This is a genomic window from Croceibacterium mercuriale (assembly GCF_000802385.1).
In the GTDB taxonomy this organism is placed as follows: domain Bacteria; phylum Pseudomonadota; class Alphaproteobacteria; order Sphingomonadales; family Sphingomonadaceae; genus Croceibacterium; species Croceibacterium mercuriale.
The window spans coordinates 37,620-59,389 of the sequence record NZ_JTDN01000003.1; the positions used below are offsets into that span (position 1 = coordinate 37,620).

The following is a 21,770-nucleotide window of genomic DNA, read 5'->3' on the forward strand; positions in this document are numbered from 1 at the left end:
AACTCATTGGTCACAGCCACGAGATGACGGCGGCGGCGGGGCAGATGGCCGCGAAGAAGGTGTGGACGCATCTGTCGTAACGAGTGTGGATGCGGCGCCGGTCCTTGAAGCGGCCGAATATGATGTCGGCTTGGTGGCGCTGGCGGTAAAGGGCGGGGTCAGGCGGGTTGGGCACCCGCTGGTTTGCTCTGGACGGAATGCGGGCAGCGATCTTGCGATTGGCCAAGACGACCCGGAACCGGTCAGCGTTATAAGCTCTGTCAACTAGCGGAGTTTTGGCCTTGGAGAGCGCATCGAGCGAAAGGGCAGCCCTTTGTAGTGGCTCATCTGTCCTCCGCTGAGCGTCATGATCGATGAGCGCTCCTTGCCATTGCAGACGGCATGAAGCTTTGAGTTTAGGTCGCCCTTGGTGCATCGGATACGGCGGGGAACAGCCCCTTTTTGAGCAGCCTGGCGGCCGTCCGAGGCGCCTTGAGGAGGGTCGCGTCGATCATCAGCTGGTCGGACGTGCCGCCCTTGACAGCGTTCGCGGCGAAGACGTTGTGAACCCGCCAAGCCGCCTCCAGCGGACGGACCGGTGTAGATTGTCTTTTTGACCCGTAGCCGGGCGATATTCCGGCAGTGCAGCCCATTGCGGATCTTGAAGATGATGCCGCTGACGATCCGTCGATCATCGACCCGGCAGGTGGCGTGAGCCAACAAATACGGCCGGATCCGGCGCATCTGCGGCTTAGAGTTGGTTCTAGAAATCGTAAGCGGTGTTCTCAGGCCACGCGAGCGGCATGCCTGCCACGGCATGAGGCCATCTAGGGCCGTTGCAGGATGGCCTGCTGCAAGGCGGGCAAGCGTGCTGGCGAGCCAGGCTTGAGGATCAACGCCGTTCAGCTTGGCGGTTTCGATGAGCGGGGCGATCACCGCCCAGTGCTGGCCACCTTCGTCCGAGCCGGCGAAGAGCGCATTCTTGCGGTTGAGTGCGAGCGGACGGATCGCTCGTTCGACTGTGTTGCTGTCGAGCTCGACCCGGCCGTCAGCAAGGAAGCGGGTCAGCCCGTCCCAGCGGGTGAGCGCATAGCGGATCGCCTCGGCAAGGGCGCTTTTGCGGCTCGCCTGGGTCAGCCTGGCTTCGAGCAGCGCATGCAGGCTGTCGACGATCGGGCGGCTCTGCTCCTGGCGCACGGCTTTGCGCTCCGCCGGAGACTGGCCCCGCAGCCCGGCCTCGATCGCGTAAAGCTGTGCGATGCGCGCCAGGACGTCATCAGCCACAGGTGACGCGCCACCCTTGGCCAGCTCGAAGAAGCGCCGACGCACATGTGCCCAGCAGAAGGCCAGCATGACGTCACCGCGTCTCGCCAGCGCAGCATAGCCGCCATAGCCGTCCACCTGCAGTACGCCGGTATAGCCGGTCAGGTGCTCGATCGGCCGCTCCGCCTTGCGATCGGGCGTATAGACGTAGGCCACCGCCGGCGGATCAGCGCCGCCCCATGGGCGATCGTCGCGAGCATAGGCCCATAGCTGCCCCGTCTTGGTGCGACCGCGCCCGGGGTCCAGCACCGGCGCGGTGGTCTCGTCCGCGAAGAGCTTCGGGCTATGCTTCAGCCTGCCGAGCAGATGATCGCGCAACGGGGTCAGCCACCATGCCGCCCGGCCGACCCAGTCGGCGAGGGTCGACCGATCAAGCGTGACGCCCTGGCGAGCATAGATCTGTGCCTGGCGGTAGAGCGGCAGGTGATTGGCATATTTGCTGACCAGCACATGCGCTATCAGCGCCTCGGTCGGCAGTCCGCCCTCAACGATGCGTGCCGGTGCCGGAGCCTGTACTGGCGCCGCCTCGCACGAGCGGCAGCCATAGCGCGGCCGGCGGGTCACCGGCACGCGGAACGTCGCCGGCACCACGTCGAGGCGCTCGGCCACGTCCTCGCCGATCACGTGCAGCGCACCGCCGCAGCAGGCGCAGCTCTTGTGCTCGATGTCGACGAGCTGCTCGACGCGCTCGAGGTGAGCCGGCAGCGCTCCGCGATTGCGCCTGACCGGACGTGGCTCACCCGGAACCGCCGCGGCCGCATCCAGCCCGGCCTTCACCCGGCTTACCGCTGTGTCGAGCTCCTCGAGCGCAAGCAGAAGCTGGTCGGGGTGCAGCTGCTCCGAACGCGCACCGAAGCGGTGCCGCTGCAGCGCCGCGATGATCGCCGCCAGCCTTGCCAGTTCGGCATCGGCCTGTGTCCTGGCATCGACCAGCGCCTCGATCTGGCGATCGCGCGTCGCCACCTGTGCCTGCAACGCCACCAGCATCGCGCGGAGCGCCTGGGGATCATCGGGCAAGGCAGCTTCGGCAAGCACAGCTGCATTGAGTCAGGCCTGGAGCATCACGTCAACCGGCGATCTGCGGCACCTGCGCTCGCCGGCCGCCATGCACCCGCCGCCAGTCCAGTCCCTCCAGCAGCGCGCCAAGCTGCGCAGCCGTCAGCCGCATCACGCCATCCTGGATCCCGGGCCAGCGGAAGGCACCCTGTTCCAGCTTCTTGGCCATCAGGCACAGCCCCGTGCCATCCCACCAGATCAGCTTGATGCGGTCAGCACGCTTGGCCCGGAACACATAGATGACCCCCGAGAACGGGTCGCCGCCGTACTCCTTGCCGACCAGCGCGGCGAGCGCATCGGGTCCCTTGCGGAAGTCCACCGGGCGGGTCGCCACCATCACCCGCGTGCCCGGTCCGATCCCGATCATCGCTGGCCCTGCAACGCCTGGAGCACCGCTGTCGCCAGATCAGCCCGCGCAGCCCGTCCGATCCGGACCACCGCGCCGCCAAGCTCGATCTCTATCGCACCATCGTCGGGCACCGCCTTGGGGGGCTCCGCCACCACAGGCACGAACATCGGCTCGGCGTGGTTCGTCGGCTGCCCCGCCTGCAGCGCGTAGCGCAGCTCGCGGCGCCAGGTGTAAAGCAGCGATGTGCGGATATCGTGCTCGCGCGCGAACGCGGTAATGTTGTCACACCGCGCCATCTCGCCGACGAACGCTAGCTTCTGCTCCAGCGTCCAGTTCCGCCGCCGCCCCGCCATGCTGCCCAGCACCTCAGGGCGGTGGATCTGCTTACGACCTACTCCAGTGTGGGTGTCCAGTGCGCTCGTACGGCTCTCGGCTTCCATGCAGCCCAGCATCTGCCGCAATCATGGCTCCGCGCAATGTGGGTCCGAAACACCGCTTACGTTTAACCACCCAGCGCCTTGGATAGGCGATGAAGCCGATCTGGCTGGCGATTTCCCGGACGATCTCGACGTCGATCACCGTGGCTTGGGCGTATCTGGCGAGGAGGCGTAACTTCAAGTTCGCGGACAGGCGCTCGCAGATACCAGCGCCCTAAACCTGCCCAGAACGGTGCCCGCGCGGCTGTTTCCGAGTACTCGTTGGCCGAGGATAGCGGACGCAATCCGCGCTCAAATCTCTGGTTCGTCGATGACGCAATACGACGTCTCGCGTCGGCAGCTGGTCCAAAACGAAGTGCACAATCTCATCATGACTGCAACCTCTCCGTGGTGCCACGAGGGTATCAATCGGTAAACCATAATCGGGTTAGCGCGTCGCGGGTAACTTGCCCGAATGCGGTAGCCCTCTGCCCTATGCAAGTGATGCTGCACCTGCTAAGCGTTACGGCGACACCTATGATGCACTTTCATGTTGTCATCGACCCGAGGCAGCGGCAAACGATTGGTAGGCTCGTGATGAGAATTTGGGCAGATCTGCAAGAGCGGTTGCGAGCTCGGTTGGACGAGTTGGCGGATGCGGAAGACTCTCTGAAGTCACTGTCTGCCGGTTCATCACAGGACAGGGCAACTATTGACACGTCCGAGTCGCGCGAGGAACTTTGACGGTTGCCATCAGCAATATGCATTAAGGCTTGGGGGTTCACCGCTGTTGTAATGGGCAGATTGCTGAACGGCTGGCGTAGCGGCAAGCGCGTCTTAAGCGGTTTGACCATGCTGCTCGTGCTTGGCTGAATTGCTAGCGACGCTGGCGCGGGACGTTGTTCGTGTGGTCGAGTGGAACGCGAGAGCGTCTGCGTTTCGAGTAGGTGAGCCCTCTATGTCGAAAGTAAGTAGCGAAGTACCTTCTAACTGAGATGCGATCGAAGCGCTGGCCTGTGGAGGACGATGACGTCAGCGGTTCGGGATCGTCGCGCAGAATCCCTGATGGGCGCTGATGCCGACTTGGTCGATCGTACTCCTATGGCGTTCCCGGCGAGCGAGCATACTCGCTGATGGACGGGTACGCAGCGCCTTCGATCTTCCAGGCGAGTACCGCTTTGGCATGATTCGCGATAGCTTTGCGGAAGTCAGCTTGACGCCAGCGGCGACCTTCCGCGGCGATCGCATCTCGATCGAACCCTCCTGACGCCACCTTTGCTATAGCAGTATCAATTGCAGTGCTGATCTCAGCAAGGTTTCCGGGACTTACGAGTGTCGCAGCTCCTTTACTGAGGTGAAGGTCAGGGAGGCCTGTATTCGGAGTTGCAATCACGTGGCATCCTGCAGCTAGCGCCTCGAGATAAACAAGACCGAATCCCTCGAGGAGTGACGGCATGATGAAAACGTCGCTGCGGGCAAAAAGAGTTTCGAGTTCATCCTTGGTCTGGTAGCCGGTGATGGTTACCGAAGGATCATCTGCTGCGATCGCTGCTACTGTTGGATCAAGGTCATAGCTGACGACCGTCAGCTTTGCGCCCTCACGAGCCTTCAAGCGCCAAGCTTTCAGGAGGTGGTGGATCCCCTTACGCTGCAAGCCATTTCCAACGAACAGGAACCTAGCATCTCGTCCAGTGGTGAAGGAGGATGCACAAGGGGATAACCCGGTAGGTAGGCCATATGGAATCACGGTGATGCGGTCAGGTGGTGCTCCGGCATAGATGAGAGACCGTGCTGTCACCCGGGATGCGCAGACGATTGCGTCAGCTCTACTCCAAGGAACAGGCATCTTGGGATCGCTTACGCTAGACTGTTGCTGAGAGAAGGCGGCGCGAACCTCTGGGTGGTCGTCCAAATCCGCCGCGAACAGCGCTTCAAACTGGCTTTCCAACGGATGAAAGACAAACACGATTAGGCAACAATCGTCTGCGACGTCGCTTGGAACGTAGTTATGGTAGCAGTAAAGATGCGCTCCTGCTTTTTGGGCCCGCTTTCCCGCGACGTGAGCTAATCGTCGATCAACCCATGAAAATACCCCGGTCATGGGCAGTTTTATTAGTTGTGCCGCATATTGGACTAGAAATGCCAGTCTGTCCGACTTCGTCAGCTCCGACGGAAGATCGATGTGATGCTTACTTGCAAGTGCTCGGGGTAAAAAGCTTCGAGCCGCGATAGAAGCGTAGAAATCTGTAACAAGAACGTCAAGAAGACCGCCTTCGAACAAGCCAAGTGGGACCTGATAGCTGTCGCGGGCTCTATTGAAGACGCACGTGAAAGCTTGAACATGCTTCTTCGATGCGAGAGCTTTATCTTGGTCCATAGATACTAACCATCCAAATCTCTAGGGAGGCGACAAGCCTTCCTAGAAGGTCGCATAGTTCTTAGCAAGTGTATGCTGCGCCGCGGCGAAAGACACAAGGTCTCGCTCACTCGTTGAAACGATCCTAAACCGAATTAGACTCACTAGCGTTCTAGTTGATGATTTGGGCAGTGCAGGTCAACGGTTCGGCAAAGGTAAGCCGCAGGGAGCAAAGTGGTCTGTCGCAAGCTGCCATCCAGGTGCCCTCGACCTGTGGATGCCTCTTGAACGATGCTATGAACAACGGGTGTCGTCACTGTCTCGTGTTGCCGGTATTCGCGGATCTGTTTGGTTTACTTGCGCGCCACCTTTAGACAGGTCTTTGTCAGACTGAATCATCAAGGAAGCAAATCGTGAGGCAGCTGCGCAATCGCCAAGCATGTATGAGGTTTAAGAATCGTTCGGGCATACCATTAGCTGACAGGTGTCCATCCCGTGGCGGCCGCCTTATCCGGCGGGTGAACGAGCGTTCTTAAACGTGCTCTTACGAGCATGCTTAGGAGCAATCCGTGGGTAAGGTGACGGCGTATCCAGGGCCAGAACGGCGGCGGCGGTGGGCTGACGCGGAGCTGCTTTTGATCCTGGAGGAGGCGTTTGCGCCAGGAGCCCGCGTGCCCGATGATGCACGGCGCCGAGGTGTTGCCACTATGCTGATCTATACCTGACGTCGCAAGGCCCTTGAGGCGAGTGCCATAGCGGCGCCGCAGGGGGTGCCTTGAGCCCGGGTTTTCGAGTCGGTATGCTCGATGGCGCAGCAAGGGTCGGTTCCGGCGGCGCTCCACGATGGTCATTGTTCTTGCGCGTGGACGGCGGGTCACCGTCTTCGCTGCTGCCTCATCGTTGCAGGTGGCGGCCGCGCTGAAGGCGCTGCAATGATCCCTTTCGGCACGCGGGTGTGGATCGGGCTGGGGCACACGGATAGGCGCAAGGGCATGCAGGGTCTGGCGCTGTCGGTGCAGCAGGGCTTGCAGCGCGATCCCCGCGGCGGCGATATGTTCGTGTTCCGGGTCCGGTCCGGGTCGTTGGTCAAGATCATCTGGCACGACGGCAACGGCATGGCGCCCTACGCCAAACGGTTGAGCGAGGACAGTTTGTCTGGCCGTCAGCGAAGGACGGCACAGTGTCGCTGACTGGCTTGCAGCTTGCTTGCCTGTTGGAGGGGGGCGACTGGCGTATCTCACAGTATAGCTGGCCACCGCAGAGCGCCGGATAAGCTGTTAGCGACTGCATTCTGGCCTTTGCAGGAAGGGGTACAGGTGATCCATTCATCTGCGGGTCACCGCCATTTCCGGCCTAACGATATATGGGCGCTGCTGGCGTTCACCGCCGCGGCCGTTCTGCGCACCGGCAAGGCGGAAGCGAAACGACCAATGCCAACGCCCGAAAAAGCGCCATTGGGGCGCTGATAGCCCGTCTCAAGCTGTAAATTGCCAAGCTGAAGGGCGAGCAGTATGGTGGCAGCGCCGAACGCACCCGCCGCCTGCTCGACCAGATGGAGCTGCAGCTTGAAGAGTTGGAGGCCAGCGCCAGCGAGGACGCTCTGGCCGCCGAGGGTCTCTGTGTGAAGACAGCGAGCGTCTGCGGCTTTGAACGCAAGGTTCCGGCAAGAAGGCCGTTCCACGAGCAATCGCCGCGTGAGCGCGTGGTGGTGCCAATGCCGTGCTCGTGCCCGGCTTGCGACCGCGGGCGCCTGGCGAAGCTCGGCGCGGACGTCCCCGAGACGCTCGAGGTGATGCCGCGCAACCGGAGGGTAGTCCAGACTGTTAGGGAGAAGTTCTCCTGCCGAGAGTGCGAGACGATCACGCAGCCGCCGGCGTCGTTCCATGTGGTGCCGTGAGGTTTGGCGGGTCCCAGCTTCCTCGCCATGCTGTTGTTCGGGACGTAAGGCCAGCATGCGCCGTAAAACCGCCGGGCCGAGCGCTTCGCCCGCGAGGGCGTGCCACTCAGCACCTCCACCCTGGCCACCAGGTCGGCGCCGCGTCGGCAGCGCTGCTGCCGCTCTACCGGCGTATCGAGGCGCAGGTGCTGGCGGCCGAACACCTGCACGGAGACGACACCACGACGCCTCCTACCTCAACCAGGCCGGAACGGTGAATGGCTCGGCAGATATGACGCCACCGAGCCCGACCATCGCCCTCAGATGCATCGCCCCCTGCCGAAGCGCCGCAGCGACGCGCATCATCAAACCGGCACCCGACTGACCAAGCATCAGCGCGGCTCTCACCGGATGGATACGCCGTAAACGCCGCTTGGCCGAAAACGTCAAACCAAGCCAGCTTCTCCACCAGGTCCTCCTTCTTGCAGCCGCCAGGACCCTAGTCAGGGCACCAGGCTAACAGGACGAGTTCTGAGATGCCTTTTGACCGAAGATTTCTGTCCACGGTACGGCTCTGCCCCGGGAGCTCATCTATGCGCATGCCGCGCATCAGATCGAATTTCGGCTTTGTACACCACCATAGAAAAGGGAGCCCGAAAAGGCAGCAGCAAGGACAAGGGCGCTGTGTTTATCGTCGCCAGATCCTCTTGCGAGGGCGGTCTGCCCGCAACAAGGGACTGCGATGGTCAGGATTGCACGGCGGCGACATAAGGCCGTTTCGGCCAAGTTGGAACAAAACACAGCCACACGAAACCCATCGTACATAGCTGTGCTTCTCGCAGCACGATGTACGCTGGGCTCTGAAGCGGCGCTCATGTTGAACTGATGCAGGAGGACTCTGTCCTTCATTGCCTTCAGAAATCTGGTGCAGCGAATGACCCTATTTGCTATCGAGAGTTTTGCCATGGGAGAGTGCTGGGTCTACTCTCAAGCTTAAACGACCAGATGGCCAGTCACAAGTTAGGAAACCCAATGTACGAGTTCATGCTGGTCACATCGGTTGTGATATTCTTCTGGATATCAGGCACCTATGCTATGCATCCAGCAGCATCTGTTCTTCACCCACAGACGTTCTATCTGCTATTCCACGGTGTAGTATTTGTGGTTAGGCCTATTTTTGCATGGTACTACAACTTCAATGGGTTGTATGCTGCAATCCAGTTTGATCCAACCCCATGGCAAAAAACTACGGTACTTATTTGCACGAACATAGCTTTAGTAGTTTTCTCGGGCGTCTGCATGGCCATTGCTCGAGATCCCATTCGATACGGTCAGTCATCCGCGGAGCTTGCTAAGCGGGGTCCCTTGCTTCGTAACTTCTGGATTTTTGCACTTATTATCGGTGCGCTTGGCATGTGGGCGGTTTTTTCGGGTTTGCAGTTTAAATCGACAGGCAATATCGATGATATCCGAAAAGTAGATGCGCGAACAGGCGCAACATACCTAACAGGAGCGAGCGGCTATTTCATTAGCTTGCCGTTCATGCTTTCCTCTCTTACTGCTATCATTGTTTACCTCGGACGGCACAGATGGTGGTCTTATTTGCCATTTGCTATCTTTGCGCTCCTAAAGTTAGGAACTGGCGGCCGAGGCGGGGTCGTTGCCGCTGCGGTCATGATTATAATGCTCTACCTCTTCGATAAGCGACGTCGGTGGCCCGGCGTGGGCTTGCTATTGGCTGTTGCTGCCGGCTGGATGATCTTCGATCAAGTAGGCACCGATCGCGGAGCGGGGATCCGTGAAGCTCTTGGTTATCAGTCAGGTGATCGCGCGTACATTCGCGAGCGTAGCCAAGAGTTACCGCTAGAAAGCATGGATCTCGCGAACATGGAGTTTTTCGAGTACCTTGTGTGGGCTATACCGCAACGCACCGGATCATATGACTACTTCGTCAGCAACTTACAGCTTTTTACAGAACCAATCCCACGAGCTTTGTGGCCAGAGAAACCGGTAGGCGCCCCTATTAAAATGTACGAGCTTTATCGCTATGCTATTCCGCTAGGAGCTACTGCGTCGGTACCAGGGGTCGGGTGGGCCTCCGCAGGTTACGTTGGAGTGGTGATCTGGTCAGCTTTTTTCGCATTTATATACGGTGGAGTATACCGGTGGTTCGTCCGCAGCGAGGGAAGCAATGTTGCGGTACTTGCCTATATTGTCTTCGTGTCGACCTCAGTCGTTGGGTTCCGTGACGGTGGCTTGATGACGATACTCAAGCAGCTACAATTCTTTTTCGTTCCAATTGGTGCCCTCTGGATCGTGTCTCACTTACTTAATAAAAGGCACCTTGATTTTCGTTCGTTTAAAGATGTGTCGGGACTACGCAGCAAAGTGCGTCCACTAAGAACGGGCAAAGAACGCAGGTTAGCAGCAATGTCCCAAGCACAGGTGGGTAGCTCAGATCGGCCGCCCACAAGTGCGGCATTTGCCGCTAGCCGGGATACTCCAAAGGACCGACGTATTGCGCGCATGCAACTAAGCAGCTCTACTTCGAAGTTGACGGAATAGAGCGGTTTCCGATCAGTCCGGGTCATAGCCGCAGGGTCGGACTTAGTTAGGGCATTCCTGCGGCTGGCACAGGTCTATCAGCTTGCCGATGAAGGACCATAAGCCGGATACAGTCCGCTCGCTGCCTTGGCGGAGCATGGCCTTGAGGCGGGCGAATGCCTCCTCAATTGGTTGGGGGCAGGGCTGTAGGGCGGGAGGGAACATGAGGCGGGCACCGGCTGCCTCGATCAGGTCGCGGATACTGGCGCGCTTGTGGCTGGACAGGTTGTCCATAATCACAACATCGCCGCGCCTGAGGTCGGGCACGAGCACCTGGTCGACATAAGGCTCGAACCAGCCGCCATTGATCGGTCCATCGAGCACCATGGGCGCGACCATGCCGCTCATGGCGGCGACGTTGCGCTGCTGCGGGATGGCAAAGTAGCACTGGCACTCGCGGCTACGACCGCCGCTTCGCGATCCGTGGCGAAAGGCTTTGTTGAAATGACCGTCGCAGCTGTCCGCTGGGCTCACCGGGGAAGCTGTAAGCGCCCTGGTAAGGTGAGCCGCCGCTGACCGTGGGCACGGTATCGCGCTCGTCGCCGCACTTCTCAATAATTGCCGTGGGCTACAGGCGGCATGCGATCGTGCCGGCGGCTTCAATCGACGTTGCTCGCAGTTGTTGGCACTGACCGCGATGCGGTGGACGGCCTGCGCTAGAGCGAGGTCGAGGCCCTAGGCGGCCCGGTGCCGCTGTGGCGAGTGCTACATGGGCGGCGGAGCTGAAACGGTTGAAGAAAGGAGGCGCGACTTGAGCATCTGCGTCGAACTCGGTGGCGGCCGTGCAGGTCGTGTGGGCAGGAGCGCGGGAATGGGTCAGACGCCCATTCTGATTAGAGTGCTCTAGCTCTTCCAGACCGTAGAGGCTCGAGTTTCATGGGCGGATGCGCGCGCGCCGAACTCTACCTCGGCGCTGGCTTCATCATTCTGCATGTATCGTATGGCTGGTGCGCCAGCTTCAACACGAACATTAACGAGCGCTTTAGGGAAAGGGTCACACATTGCAACAGACGCAATGCTGTGTCATGCGTAGATTGAGAACATCGAGTTTGGCTTACAATCAACCGCAGCTGCTCGGGCGTGGGGGCGACTGTTTGATTAAAGGGGCGCAGTGCTGGTGAAGAAAGAGACTGACCACTCCCGGCGTAGCTGCGCGTATCAGGTAATGCGTGATTTGCTACTTGCTGCCGCGAGCATCTTTGCGCTGCTTCTAATTATCGCAGGCGGTTACAACCTAGAAGTTTAGCGAGAGCTGCTCGGAGGGCGGCGCGTTCGATTACCGGCCGGCTCGTGAGGAAAGCAACAAGGCTATGGCGCCTTACACTCCGTCGCTGCAGCTTGGCCGCGGGCGGAAGTTGTTGAACGGTGAGGTAGGATGCTGTTAAGCCAGTCGTGCCTGGTAAATGCTGCTGTCGGTGTCATCCGGCATTTTAGTTCTGATCCTCGACGAGACATTAGGATATAGGATATCGGCGTCTTGTCTTCAGCGGTGCCTTGGCTCTCATCAAGTCAAAGGTCAGCTAGTTGCTTCAAATCAGCAGGCCCAGCAATGCCTAAATGCGAGGCCATAAGCTCACTCCGTTTCACTCCTGTCTTGTTTCTCGGGGCCGGGCTTAGCGGCAAATCGCACACAGCGGAGAAATGGCGACCGGTGCCGAAAGGGCCAATCGAGCGACGCACCGCGGGGCGCATCCTATCTCGCTGTATGCGTCCGGGCACCGCCGTCCAGCGGCGCGCCCCACGTTCAATGACCGCTTTCCGGTTGTGCCCAGACCAGGGAAATCCGACAGCGCTACGGGAGTGCTTGCAGCACTGCTCCAGCTTTGCGCCGCGACTCATCGGCGCTGCGTACCATATAGCGGCCTAACGTCCTTCGATCCGCTTCTGAGAGACGGAACGCTATGTCGATCAGCTGCTCTTGCTCAAGCCTCTCAAGCCGCTCCGCTTCAGCAACCTGCTCCGCAGCCAATTCCACCAGTATTCCACGGTCCGGGTTCTCGAGAGCGAGTTGTTCGCCGATTGCCCGATCGATCTCGGTCGAGCGCGTGTAACGGTCGTAGGAGCTGTTCTCGACAGAGTGTCCGGCCCAGAGGTCCAGACCTTCAGGCGAAAGTCCAATCATCGACCCAATGGTCCGGGCGGCTTGCAGCAGCCGATCTGAGGAGTCCTGACCAGCTGACACGGTGCTCGCAGAAGCGATCATTGCAAGCCCAATGAGAATATAGTTCCGGCGGCGCATGCCAAGATAGTACGACGCCGATGAACGCTGGCAAGAGGCGAGCGGGCATCGATCTTCAATGATCATTTAGGTGCATCACAAAGTGAACGCATGGCCACTTTCGGAAAAGGCAAAGCGGTCATCAAACGACCGCAATGGGGGCGTGAGCCGTCTTCAATCATCCCTCAACGACCTCAAACATGATGTCCTTAGCGGCATGTTCGCTGACGAACTCCAAGGCGATCCTCTCGGCAACTCCCGGCTCCTGCATCGGCGAAGAGAGGTCAAGAATGAGGTCCAATCGCCCTATGTAGCCTTCAGAAACTATCTGGAAGCCATCCACCCCGAGCAGCCTTTTTCCAGTGCTCTTGCAGGATGTAATCCGTTCAACGGCTTCGGCTGCGCTCAACATCTCAATCGCCATCTCAATTGCTCCTGGGCTCGGCCGCTCACCAGTATTTGCTCAGGTCCGTGTGGCTGCAAGTGGGTCCATGAAGCTGAGGCCTAATGACCGGAATGGGGCGCAAGCTGCCTGGCGGCTTTTGGGTCGAAGCCGCAGGATAGCGGACAATGCAGCCGGCGCCGGCTCAGTGTCTGCTTTCCCCCTCCGGCGATCTGGAAGCTGCCGTTCGGCTTCCGCCCCTTAGTCGCCGTTCGAACCGGCCCTCGCGCATCCTGGAAGCCGCCGTTCGTTCATAGACCAGCCTCCGGCGGGCGGCATGCACCCTTGGACACAATCGCGTCCGTGCATTCATCGCTCAGCGAAAAACAGTATGCGAGCGGGTTGCCCAAACGGGCGGCGGCGCCTAGATCGCGACTTCGCTCTTGGGGAGTAGCTACCCGCTTCAGGTGGGGCCATCGTCAACACGCTTGATCCTTCAGGATCGTGGCGGTGGCAGCAAACGGACGTTTGCCCAGCAAGACCAATGACGCTGCATTCCGCTTTGAGGCCGGGGGTGCGTGCGTTATTTGGTTATCGGCCCCCGAGATTACGACATGGCTGGAATATTGACGCTTGGCGCGTTGGGCGCGAGCTTGTCCGTCGACGCATTTGCCGCCTCACTGGGCAAAGGTGCTGCGGAGCGAGGAAGCCGCTGGCGCGACGCTGTGCGGGTCGGAGTGGTGTTTGGCTTCTTCGAGGCGATCACCCCGGCGATCGGGTACTTCCTGGGCTACATGCTCAACGACAGGATCGCTGCCTACGATCACTGGGTTGCCTTCGGCCTGTTGTTTGCAGTTGGCGCTTACATGGTCCGCGAAGCCATTGTGGGCACCGACGGGTCCGCAACAGAGCCGAGCGCCGACGCGAGTTACTGGCGCTTGGCGGCGACCGCGATCGCCACCAGTATTGACGCCGCGGCAGTGGGTATTTCGCTCGCGCTCATGGATGTGAACGTGTGGGTGGCGTGCCTGATTATCGGCGGCATCACCACGATTGTCGCTACCAGCGGTGTTATGCTCGGCAAGCACATCGGACCATATCTCGGGCGGTACGCTGGCATCCTCGGCGGCTTCGTGCTTGTGGCAATTGGTGGATCGATCCTGTTCCAGCATCTGACGGCGTAGACGGGCACAGAACACCCGGCCAACTTGGTCCAGGTAGCGCCCTTCCGATTGCAGCAAGAACAGAGTTACAACCCAAACCTGCATGATCGTCGGCGCCAAACCAGATACAGAAGCTTCCGGTCGGCAATTGCCATCTTTGTCATCTAGGGCTGATCCCGCACTCCTCGGGACCAGCCCTTGGTCCAGGTCGCCTCGCTACTCGGAACCGCCGAAACGGAAGCGCACGCCGCCGTTCAGCACAAAGCCTTCGAGTGGCGCCCAGGCGTCGACCGTCCAGCGTCCGTCGGCTGCTCGGGTAGGCCTTAGAAGCGGATCGTACTGCGTCTGCCGGGTGCCGAAGATGTTCTCGGCATTGAGGAAGAGGCGAGCGTTTCCGACGGCGATTTCGCCCATCAGTCCGACCTCGAAGTAGGGCCGCGAACGCGTCCTGTACGGATTGTCGTCCAAGGACTGGCGACCCGTATAGTAGATCTCCAGGCCGAGACGCCCCTTGTCGTGCTGCTCCCACATGGCGACCAGTCCGGCCGTATGCTTGGGCGTAAGTGGCACCCGCCTGCGGCCCGATCCATCCGGGCTCTCCTCGTCGGCATCGACGTAGACGTAGCTGCCGGTCAGAGCGAGGTCTTCCCAACGGTAGCGCAGCAGCAGCTCCGTGCCCCGTGTTCTAGTGGTGCCCGGAAGGTTGATCAGGCGCACCCGGCTTACTCCGCCGGGGACGTCGAGCGGCAGCAGTTCGGTTGTATTGCGCATGTTGGCACCAAAGAGGGTGACGTTCGCCTCCAGCGGCCCCCTCTTGTAGCCGAGGTCGACGGACGCGTTGGTGGCCGTCTCCACCTCCAGACCCTCTATCGGTGCGAGGCGCGACAGACCCGCCGCCTCGATCTCCTCCACGAACGGCGTGGGGGCGTAGAACCCACGCCCGCCAGAAAGTCGGACGGTCCAGAAGCCCGGCCTGTAGAGCAGCGATAATCCGGGACTGAACTGGGTGCCGAACTTGTTGTGGAAGTCGAGCCGGGCACTGCCGGCCATCGTGAGGTCCGGCGACAGATCCTGTTCCAACTGGCCGAAGACACTTGGCACCTCGTACGTGTAGTCAAAGATGGAAAAGGTCTGCGACCGGAAAGTGTCGCGCTGATACGCCACCCCGCCGATCCAGGAAGTGCTGCCCGCCGCACCCGACAAAGACGCTTCCGCAAAGGCTGTACCGTGACGGTCGTTCTCCACGACCTCTCCGAACTGGTGCCGGTGCCCCTGCGTCATGCCCGACCCGCGCAGATGCACGCTCAACGTGTCGCTGAGCGGAGCTTCGGCAACCAAGCCGATATCGAAGCGGTCTGTATCCTGCCCCTGGCGAAAGGCGGTGCCATCGGGCGTCGTCCGCCCCTCAAGCGTTCCGCCGACGCGGTTCTCGGTCATGGCGCCGGCGGTTAGGAAGACTTCGGCTCCGCTGTCGCTTTCCCAGAACAGACGCGGTCGCACTGTCCAGCGCTCAAAGCCCGGCATGTCCACCCAGCCATCGTCATCCAGATCCTGCCGGCTCTGGCGATGGTAACCGCCTGTGATCGAGCCGGCCAAGCCGCCGCCGAGGGGCGACGCTGCATAGGCGGTGGCGTCCTGACCATTGCGCGAGGTGGCATTGAGCAGGGTCTCCGCCTCGAACGTGTCGCCCGGCCGGCGCGATACAAGGTTGATCACCCCGGCGAGTGCCGACGGACCGTAGAGCGCGGAAGCGGCTCCCTTGATCACCTCGACCTGGCCGAGATCGGTCGGCGGGATTTGCAGGAGGCCGAGGGACGAGGCCTGACCGCCATAGAGGGGCAGTCCATCCGCCAGCAGCTGCGTGTAGCGGCCTTCCATGCCCTGTATGCGAATGTTGGCGGAGCCGAGCGCGGGCGAAGTAATCTGCACGCGCAGACCGCCGGTCTCGCTGAGGATTAGCGCGATGTTGCCGGGGCGCATGAGGATCTTCTCCTCGATCTCCTCGCGGCCGAGCACTTCGACCCGGACGGGTTCATCCTGAACCTGGCGACCAGAGCGGGTTGCCTGGACGATGATCTCGTCCTCGCCTTCTTCAATCTCGTGGCCGTCTGGCTGAACTTCCTGCGCGAAAGTGGAAGCGGGCATGAGCAATGCGACGCCCACAAGCAGGGCGTGACGTAACCTAATAGTCAATTTTCAGAACTCCTGAGCACAATGGTCAGCGAGCAGGCACAGGCCTGCAGCTTGCAGTGCTCAGGCGGCAGGCGGCTCGATCGGCGGCGCCTGCGCGGAAGGTGTCAGCGGCCAGCTCGGCAGCGCGAAAAGCACCGTCCGAACGGATGTTCGCGCGCCGAGGAGTGGCGACGGGTCGATGTCAGGCGCAACCGGGCAGTGATTGTGGCATCCATGCATGACATCGGCATTCGGGTGACCGTCGCGGCCATGCTCAGCAGAGCGGGCATGCGCGACGGCATCCGCGCCCGTCCACACACCGCCGTCAGCCTCCGCCGGTGACAGGTGAAGCCCGCACCAGAGCACCGCTATCGCAAGCAGGAGACGGAACATGCGCTGCATACGGCAGGCCTTAGCTTAGGCCATCGCAGAAGCCCAGCACCTCCCCGAGCTCAGGATTATACGCGACAAGTCAGTTGTCGGGGATTAACTTACATCCACCGACGAACCCGTTTCCTATAAGCGTCGAAACTGGCGCCGAAGCGGCGGCCTAGATATGCTTCCTCCCGTGCGATGACCAACCGATCGAGGACTGCGACCAGCGGAAGCAGAAGCAAGCCTGCCGTTGGGCTTTTCAACGCCAGCGCGATGCCGGAATAGACAATGGTCATCCCAAGATACATCGGGTTGCGCGTGAAGCGGTAGACGCCGGACTGAGCCAACTCTGACGAGGGCTGCCAAGGCTCCGGCCTTGTGCCGACTTTGCGAAACAACCTGAGGGCGAGTCCAATAAAAGTCAGGCCTCCAGCGATCAGCACCGCGCCAACAATCAGCAGGAGCGTGGGCGTCGTGGGCCAAACGTAGAGCAGCCCGTCGAGCCACAGCCCGGCAACCAAGGTTCCTGCCACGATCAGGGGTGGCGGGACGAAGATCCGGGGCGAGTCCATAGACGACACCATGCTCCTTTGCCGCGGTGATGGTGGCTACATGTCGAACAACCGGACCCTGGACACCATCGTTTTCGGGGGACCGCTATAAGCGTCTGCCCTCCCGAAAGCAGCCTGTCCGCTCACCACCCACTACCAGCCATGTGGAGCTGAGCGGAGCTCACCCGGAAGCGGAACAGCGGCTTTGCCCGGATCCTGACCAGGACCGGCCGTTCGGCTCCCGCCCCCATTGCGGACATGGAAGCTACCTGCCAAAATCTCGAGATGCGGTGGCGATACGATTATTCATGGGCGGCATTCTTCCTCGCTAACGCGTTCGTATCAGCCTTGATCGGTCAATCGTGGTCACAGCGGCTGCTGATATTCTTTCTCACCGCAGTGCCGGTGAGCATCTGGGCATGGGCGCAAGCGCGCAAGGCGAACGGCAGCTAACCACATGTAGCAATGTCGGGTCGAGCGAAGCGCGCCTGCAAGCCGAAGTGCGGCTTTGCCCCATCTTTGACCAGGACCTGCCGTTCTGCAACCCACCCAATCATCGCCGCAGAACCACCCTTTGGCACAGCCAAATAGCGGACCTGCGTTCATCCAACGCATAGCCATGACTGGATTGGTGGACGCGTTGATCCGCTACATCGTCGGCCCTTGTGTTTTCGGAAATAACCAGCCCAACTCGGCGCTCGCCGCTTTCAGCCCCAGTGCGACAACAAGGGGTGCAGCCATATCAAGGCTGAGAGACGCGAACTTAAACGCATCCCATGCCAGCGGGCGGCAGTATCGCCAGACAAGCTCAAATCCGACGAAAGCGCCTGCGACAACAGCTATGTCCAGCCATGGAAATGCTGCTGCCCTTAGCGAACGCCTAATTACGAGTGCCACGACGATGAGGAACCCAGCGAAGAGAGCGAGACTGAGAACATCCTGCACAACGGGAGCGAGTTGGCCCGCATAGAAACCTGACCCGCCGTAACCCGTTGCCGTCAACCACAATGCGAAGGCGACGTAGAAGGCGACGGTCGAGGGTTCCGGGCGAGAGCTCACAAGCGCAGCATCATCCAATCTGGGAATATTCGCAACGGCTAGAGCAGCATTCTTGGCTGTTTCCGAACGTCCGCTTCGGCGCCACTTCCGGAAAGCGGCCGTTCCGCTTTCCACCCAGACATCGCCACCGAACTGGCCTCTGGCGCATCCCGAAAGCGGTCGCTCGATCGGTGGGCGTGCCGCTGGACGGCCGTAGGCGGACGCTTACGGGCAGGCTGCTACTGCAGAACAGCTCACTTGGTCGAAGGGTTTGCTCTCGTCCGGTGAGGCTAAGGGCGGGATCGCAACGTTATTCGAGTCAGTTCGGAAGGCCGTCCAAAGGCGTAAGGCAAAGCCCGGCCATAGGGCGGTGCCGTTGCTGACGTAGAGTGTCATTCCACCAACCTCGTACCGGCCGGACACGAACCCGTTATTGGCCGGCGCGACGAGCCGGTCCAGTCCGACGACCATGCCGCCATGCGTATGCCGGACAATTGGAGCGCCACCCCGCTGGCGGCGGCTCTCCGTGCCGCCCTGGGCTGGTGATCGAGGAGGAGGGCCGGCACGCCCCGCGGGGCGCCGGCCAGGGCACCGGCAAGATCCGGACCCGGGCGCCCGTGCTGCGGCGCCGAGAGATCGGTCACGCCGGCAAGGACCAGCCGGCCCTCGCCCCGCGCCAGCACCACATGCGCATTGGGCAGCATGCGAATGCCCATGCCCGACAGGTGTCGCATCCAGTCGTCATGGCTGAAGAAGTATTCGTGGTTTCCCGGGATCGCGAAGACCCCGTCCGGAGCGCGCAGGTCGCGCAATGGCTCCACATCGTCGCGCCGCATGGTCACGGAGCCATCGATGAAATCGCCGGTGATCACGATCAGGTCGACCCCGGTCGCGTTTGCGCGCGCGACCGTCGCCCTTGCCCAGCTTGCAGGAAACAGGCGACTGATATGCAGATCGGTTAGTTGCAGCAGGCGTTAGCCGTCGAATTGCGGCGGCAGCCCGCGGACAGCGATCTCACATCCTTCAGCGGTGGCACGCGCGTGGCATTGGCCACGCCGATCGAGGCGATGATCGTGGCCAGCCCGGCCGCCGCGTAGCGCAAGCCGTCCGGAATGGTGACGCTGTGCCACCGCACCGCCGCCGCTACCAAGGCACCCGGATCGAGCAGGATCTGCACGACGGCGAGCAGCAGGATCGCGCCCAGCGCCCAGTTGAATAAGATGATTACTGCGCGCGGGAACTCGGGCGCGAACACCGAACCGGAGGAAAGCCGGCTCCACAGATGGTACTGCGAAGCGACCAGCAGCAGCACGGCAACGGCACCCTTGACGGGCAGAGGCAAACTCAGCGGCCAGAGTGTGCGGACCAGCAGATAGAGGACCGGCGTCGCAAAGATGAGGTGCAAGATCGTCTGAATCTTTGTGGAAAGGTGCGGAGGCGCCGGCACCCACCTGCATGCTGTAGCGTGCGGGCCCGGCACGCGCATCCTGCTGATCCCAACCTTTTTTCCGCATTGCACAAGGGCGGTAGTTGGGCAGCGCGGAAGCAGCGATGACGTCCGCAAGCGGGCGCTCACCAGCACCTACAGCCCAGAAGGCCAGGTCTCGTCCGCGCCGGGTTTCCGGCTCATGCCGGTGGCAATCACTGCGCTGGTCCTGTCGAACCAGACAAAGGCATCGTACTCGTCCACCAGTGTCGCTGCCGAATAGTGGCTCCAACGTTCGGTTTCCGGCCGGTAGATCACCCCGATATAGCGCTCCAGTCGTTCGTCGCCGAGGACAAGCCTCAGCTCCTCCGCTGCCACGCCGTCGCGAAGATCGAGCAGGAAGCGGTCTATCCCGCTATCGTGCATGATCCGTTCGTAGCTGTCCGCGCGTGACGGATTGATCGTCTTGACCTGCATCGGCTCGTCCCAGTCATCGGCGGCGGCAACAGTGCCGCCGTGCGTTCCGAAACCGATCAGGCACGCAGCGCTGCCATACCGTTCCCGGAGAAGCTGCCCCAGGTTGAGTTCGTCGCGGCTGCGGCCCATGTCGGTACGGCGGGCATCGCCAACATGGCTGTTATGCGCCCAGACCACCGCCTTCGCGTCCGGTCCCCTGCGCTGCAGCAGCACCTCCAGCGTGTCGGCCATGTGCTCGTCCCGCAAGTTCCAGCTGGCGGCCGATCCGTGATACATGGCGCGGTAATAAGCCTCCGCGTTGGCGACCAGCCGCGCATTCTGGGCGGCATCCAGGAACGAGTCAGGATCATCCGGCGCATAGTCGCCTTCCCGCGCGAACAGGTCGCGCAGCAACTTCACGACGCCCGCCTCGCACCGGCCGTGCCCCTCGCTCAACGCCATGCGACCATAGATGGCGGGCTGCTCCTTCCACGGCTTCAGGCAACCGTACAGCTTGCGTGCCTCTGCTGCCGCTTCGAGATCGGTCCGCTCGAGATAGCCGATCACCGCCGCGATGGATGCGCTCATATTGTACAGGTCGAGGCCATGAAAGCTGACCTGCCCGGCAGGCGCCTGCGCCGCATTGTGGGTGCTGAGCCAGTCGACGAAGCCCTGGAACTCGGCATTGCGCCACATCCAGGTGGGAAAGCGTGTAAATGGCGCCTCCGCTTCCGGCAACGCCGGCTTGCCCCGAACCATCCGGTCGACCGTCGCGGCATCGGGCCAATCAGCTTCCATCGCGACCATGGTGAAGCCATGTTTCTCGATTAGGCGGCGCGTGATCGCTGCCCGGGCGCGGTAGAACTCGGAGGTGCCGTGGCTTGCCTCGCCCAGGCAAACCACGCGGGCACCGGCGAACCGGTCGAATGCAGCGCCGAAGGACGGGTCGTCGAAGTCAGGCAGCGGCTCGGCCGCCGTCGCGACCAAGTCAGCCGCCAGGCGAGTGTCGCTTTCTGTCACCATGCGCTTGCTCCTCTCAAGGTCAGAATGCCTGGAGGAGCATCATGGGTCTCGCTAAGTTGCCGGCTTTCGCGTCGATCAAGCGGCGGCAGCGGATTGGGCCTGCCGATCGCCCATTCGCTCCTCGCGGCAAGTTCGAGTGACCGCATCTGGCAGAAGCATCGAATGGCACGACCTTCCGGATCACCCTGCCCTTGCGGCCTTAAACGTCTTGCCGGTGGCTCCTAGTTGTAGCTTGGCGCTCGGCTGTATAGGCAGCTTTCGCCTCACGATGGCGGTCTTATCGGCTCGGAACGCAGGTGAGCGAGCGGCCTGTTTCGAAAACAAGTGGCGGTTGCCTGAATCCGTTTCGAAGGACACTCGTCCGGCAGTCCTCAGTGCCCTTGCAGCCAAGGCGGAATGACCATATCGGCCCGCAGCCGTTAAGTCGCGCATTCCCTGGCAACCTCCGCCCGCCCTCCTAGTTGGCTTGCCTCGTAGCGCTATCCTCGGGCGTGACCCCAGAAGCCGCTTGGCAGCTCACGCCCCATTGCGGACATGCCAGCGACCGGCATAATGTGGCTGCCGTGCTTTCGTTCACCCAACTGGAAACGAGCGTCCTTGACGCAATCTCTGCTGAGAACCGCGAGGCTCTGCCACCTCTGTCGGCGTTCCTCGCGTCCGCTGTCGTCGTGCGCCGAGAGAACACAGGGCATGGCTTCTATACCTATTTCGAGTCGGACCCCGCCAACGGCAGTCTCGTGTGGCCAAGGCCCATATACGGGCCTCATGCTTACATGGTTGGCATGGGTGAGGAGGCCCTCATGGGCTTCCTACTGTGGTGCTCTGGCGACGAGCCGAGCGCCCTAGAGGGTTACCAGTATGGAGACTCGACGGGCGAAACGGTTGACCTCAAGACCATCGACCTCGCGGACCTGCGCTTTTGCCGCTTGGAGTGGGATCGAGAAGTGAAGTGTACGAAGCCCGCGCTCTAGCGAACGTCCTCTTTCCGCCGTTGAGCCCACCCCCCA

General features: G+C 61.3%; 16 protein-coding genes, 3 pseudogenes and 1 riboswitch. Of the genes and pseudogenes, 5 read left to right on the plus strand and 14 right to left on the minus strand.

Features of this window, described 5'->3' with window-relative positions:
* Positions 1 to 10: 10 nt before the first annotated feature.
* The 5 genes and pseudogenes from PK98_RS17520 to PK98_RS16455 form a co-directional block, all read right to left on the minus strand.
* Positions 11 to 415 carry a transposase gene (locus PK98_RS17520; protein WP_081996299.1) on the minus strand — a complete coding sequence of 135 codons (405 nt, stop codon included), beginning with the start codon at positions 413 to 415 and terminating at the stop codon, positions 11 to 13.
* Positions 416 to 789: 374 nt separating this feature from the next.
* A pseudogene (gene tnpC, locus PK98_RS14585) lies at positions 790 to 2,289 on the minus strand (IS66 family transposase); the annotation flags it as partial.
* A gap of 79 nt (positions 2,290 to 2,368) precedes the next feature.
* On the minus strand, positions 2,369 to 2,725 hold the full coding sequence (gene tnpB / locus PK98_RS14590; protein ID WP_039097794.1) for an IS66 family insertion sequence element accessory protein TnpB: 357 nt from the start codon (positions 2,723 to 2,725) through the stop codon (positions 2,369 to 2,371).
* Entirely contained in the window at positions 2,722 to 3,147 is a 426-nt protein-coding gene (locus PK98_RS14595) for a transposase (protein ID WP_039097900.1), read from the minus strand. The genes tnpB (PK98_RS14590) and PK98_RS14595 overlap by 4 nt, the downstream gene beginning before the upstream one ends.
* Before the next feature lie 1,075 nt (positions 3,148 to 4,222).
* Positions 4,223 to 5,500: a glycosyltransferase family 4 protein gene (locus PK98_RS16455; RefSeq protein ID WP_081996300.1), complete on the minus strand. Its 1,278-nt coding sequence runs from the start codon at positions 5,498 to 5,500 to the stop codon at positions 4,223 to 4,225.
* 911 nt (positions 5,501 to 6,411) lie between these two features.
* Here PK98_RS16455 and tnpB (PK98_RS14605) point away from each other — a divergent pair.
* The 3 genes and pseudogenes from tnpB (PK98_RS14605) (at position 6,412) to PK98_RS16830 (ending at position 9,920) form a co-directional block, all read left to right on the plus strand.
* Positions 6,412 to 6,669, plus strand: coding sequence for an IS66 family insertion sequence element accessory protein TnpB (tnpB, locus tag PK98_RS14605; protein ID WP_235425546.1), 258 nt, complete (start codon positions 6,412 to 6,414; stop codon positions 6,667 to 6,669).
* A 129-nt stretch (positions 6,670 to 6,798) separates the two neighbouring features.
* Positions 6,799 to 7,606, plus strand: a pseudogene (locus PK98_RS16460) (IS66 family transposase); the annotation flags it as partial.
* A 781-nt stretch (positions 7,607 to 8,387) separates the two neighbouring features.
* On the plus strand, positions 8,388 to 9,920 hold the full coding sequence (locus tag PK98_RS16830; protein ID WP_152608722.1) for an O-antigen polymerase: 1,533 nt from the start codon (positions 8,388 to 8,390) through the stop codon (positions 9,918 to 9,920).
* 42 nt (positions 9,921 to 9,962) lie between these two features.
* On the opposite strand, the pseudogene PK98_RS14615 reads toward PK98_RS16830, so the two are convergent.
* The 3 genes and pseudogenes from PK98_RS14615 to PK98_RS14625 form a co-directional block, all read right to left on the minus strand.
* Positions 9,963 to 10,307: pseudogene (locus PK98_RS14615) on the minus strand (transposase); the annotation flags it as partial.
* Between the two features lie 1,444 nt (positions 10,308 to 11,751).
* On the minus strand, positions 11,752 to 12,264 hold the full coding sequence (locus PK98_RS14620) for a hypothetical protein (protein ID WP_152608723.1): 513 nt from the start codon (positions 12,262 to 12,264) through the stop codon (positions 11,752 to 11,754).
* 91 nt (positions 12,265 to 12,355) lie between these two features.
* Positions 12,356 to 12,601, minus strand: a complete 246-nt coding sequence (locus PK98_RS14625) for a hypothetical protein (RefSeq protein ID WP_039097797.1) — start codon at positions 12,599 to 12,601, stop codon at positions 12,356 to 12,358.
* Positions 12,602 to 13,002: 401 nt separating this feature from the next.
* Positions 13,003 to 13,168, plus strand: a riboswitch (yybP-ykoY riboswitch).
* On the opposite strand from PK98_RS14625, the gene PK98_RS14630 reads away from it, so the two are divergent.
* Positions 13,138 to 13,743, plus strand: coding sequence for a manganese efflux pump MntP (locus PK98_RS14630; protein ID WP_235425547.1), 606 nt, complete (start codon positions 13,138 to 13,140; stop codon positions 13,741 to 13,743). Its footprint overlaps the riboswitch before it by 31 nt.
* A 195-nt stretch (positions 13,744 to 13,938) precedes the next feature.
* Here the strand turns inward: PK98_RS14630 and PK98_RS14635 are convergent, their stop codons facing one another.
* From PK98_RS14635 to PK98_RS14660, 6 genes are all read right to left on the minus strand, one after another.
* The gene (locus PK98_RS14635) at positions 13,939 to 15,867 is read right to left on the minus strand and encodes a TonB-dependent receptor plug domain-containing protein (RefSeq protein ID WP_081996301.1); all 1,929 of its coding nucleotides are present in this window, start codon (positions 15,865 to 15,867) and stop codon (positions 13,939 to 13,941) included.
* Positions 15,868 to 15,975: 108 nt separating this feature from the next.
* A complete protein-coding gene (locus PK98_RS16835; RefSeq protein WP_152608724.1) occupies positions 15,976 to 16,296 on the minus strand; it encodes a hypothetical protein in 321 nt (106 codons plus the stop codon).
* A gap of 89 nt (positions 16,297 to 16,385) precedes the next feature.
* On the minus strand, positions 16,386 to 16,841 hold the full coding sequence (locus tag PK98_RS14640; RefSeq protein WP_081996317.1) for a methyltransferase family protein: 456 nt from the start codon (positions 16,839 to 16,841) through the stop codon (positions 16,386 to 16,388).
* A 1,409-nt stretch (positions 16,842 to 18,250) separates the two neighbouring features.
* A complete protein-coding gene (locus PK98_RS17440) occupies positions 18,251 to 18,829 on the minus strand; it encodes a metallophosphoesterase (protein ID WP_326998671.1) in 579 nt (192 codons plus the stop codon).
* Positions 18,817 to 19,305, minus strand: coding sequence for a hypothetical protein (locus PK98_RS17445; RefSeq protein ID WP_235425548.1), 489 nt, complete (start codon positions 19,303 to 19,305; stop codon positions 18,817 to 18,819). The genes PK98_RS17440 and PK98_RS17445 overlap by 13 nt, the downstream gene beginning before the upstream one ends.
* Before the next feature lie 135 nt (positions 19,306 to 19,440).
* Positions 19,441 to 20,763 carry an erythromycin esterase family protein gene (locus PK98_RS14660; protein ID WP_052208877.1) on the minus strand — a complete coding sequence of 441 codons (1,323 nt, stop codon included), beginning with the start codon at positions 20,761 to 20,763 and terminating at the stop codon, positions 19,441 to 19,443.
* A gap of 563 nt (positions 20,764 to 21,326) precedes the next feature.
* On the opposite strand from PK98_RS14660, the gene PK98_RS14665 reads away from it, so the two are divergent.
* Positions 21,327 to 21,734 carry a hypothetical protein gene (locus PK98_RS14665; RefSeq protein WP_039097803.1) on the plus strand — a complete coding sequence of 136 codons (408 nt, stop codon included), beginning with the start codon at positions 21,327 to 21,329 and terminating at the stop codon, positions 21,732 to 21,734.
* Positions 21,735 to 21,770 lie beyond the last annotated feature (36 nt).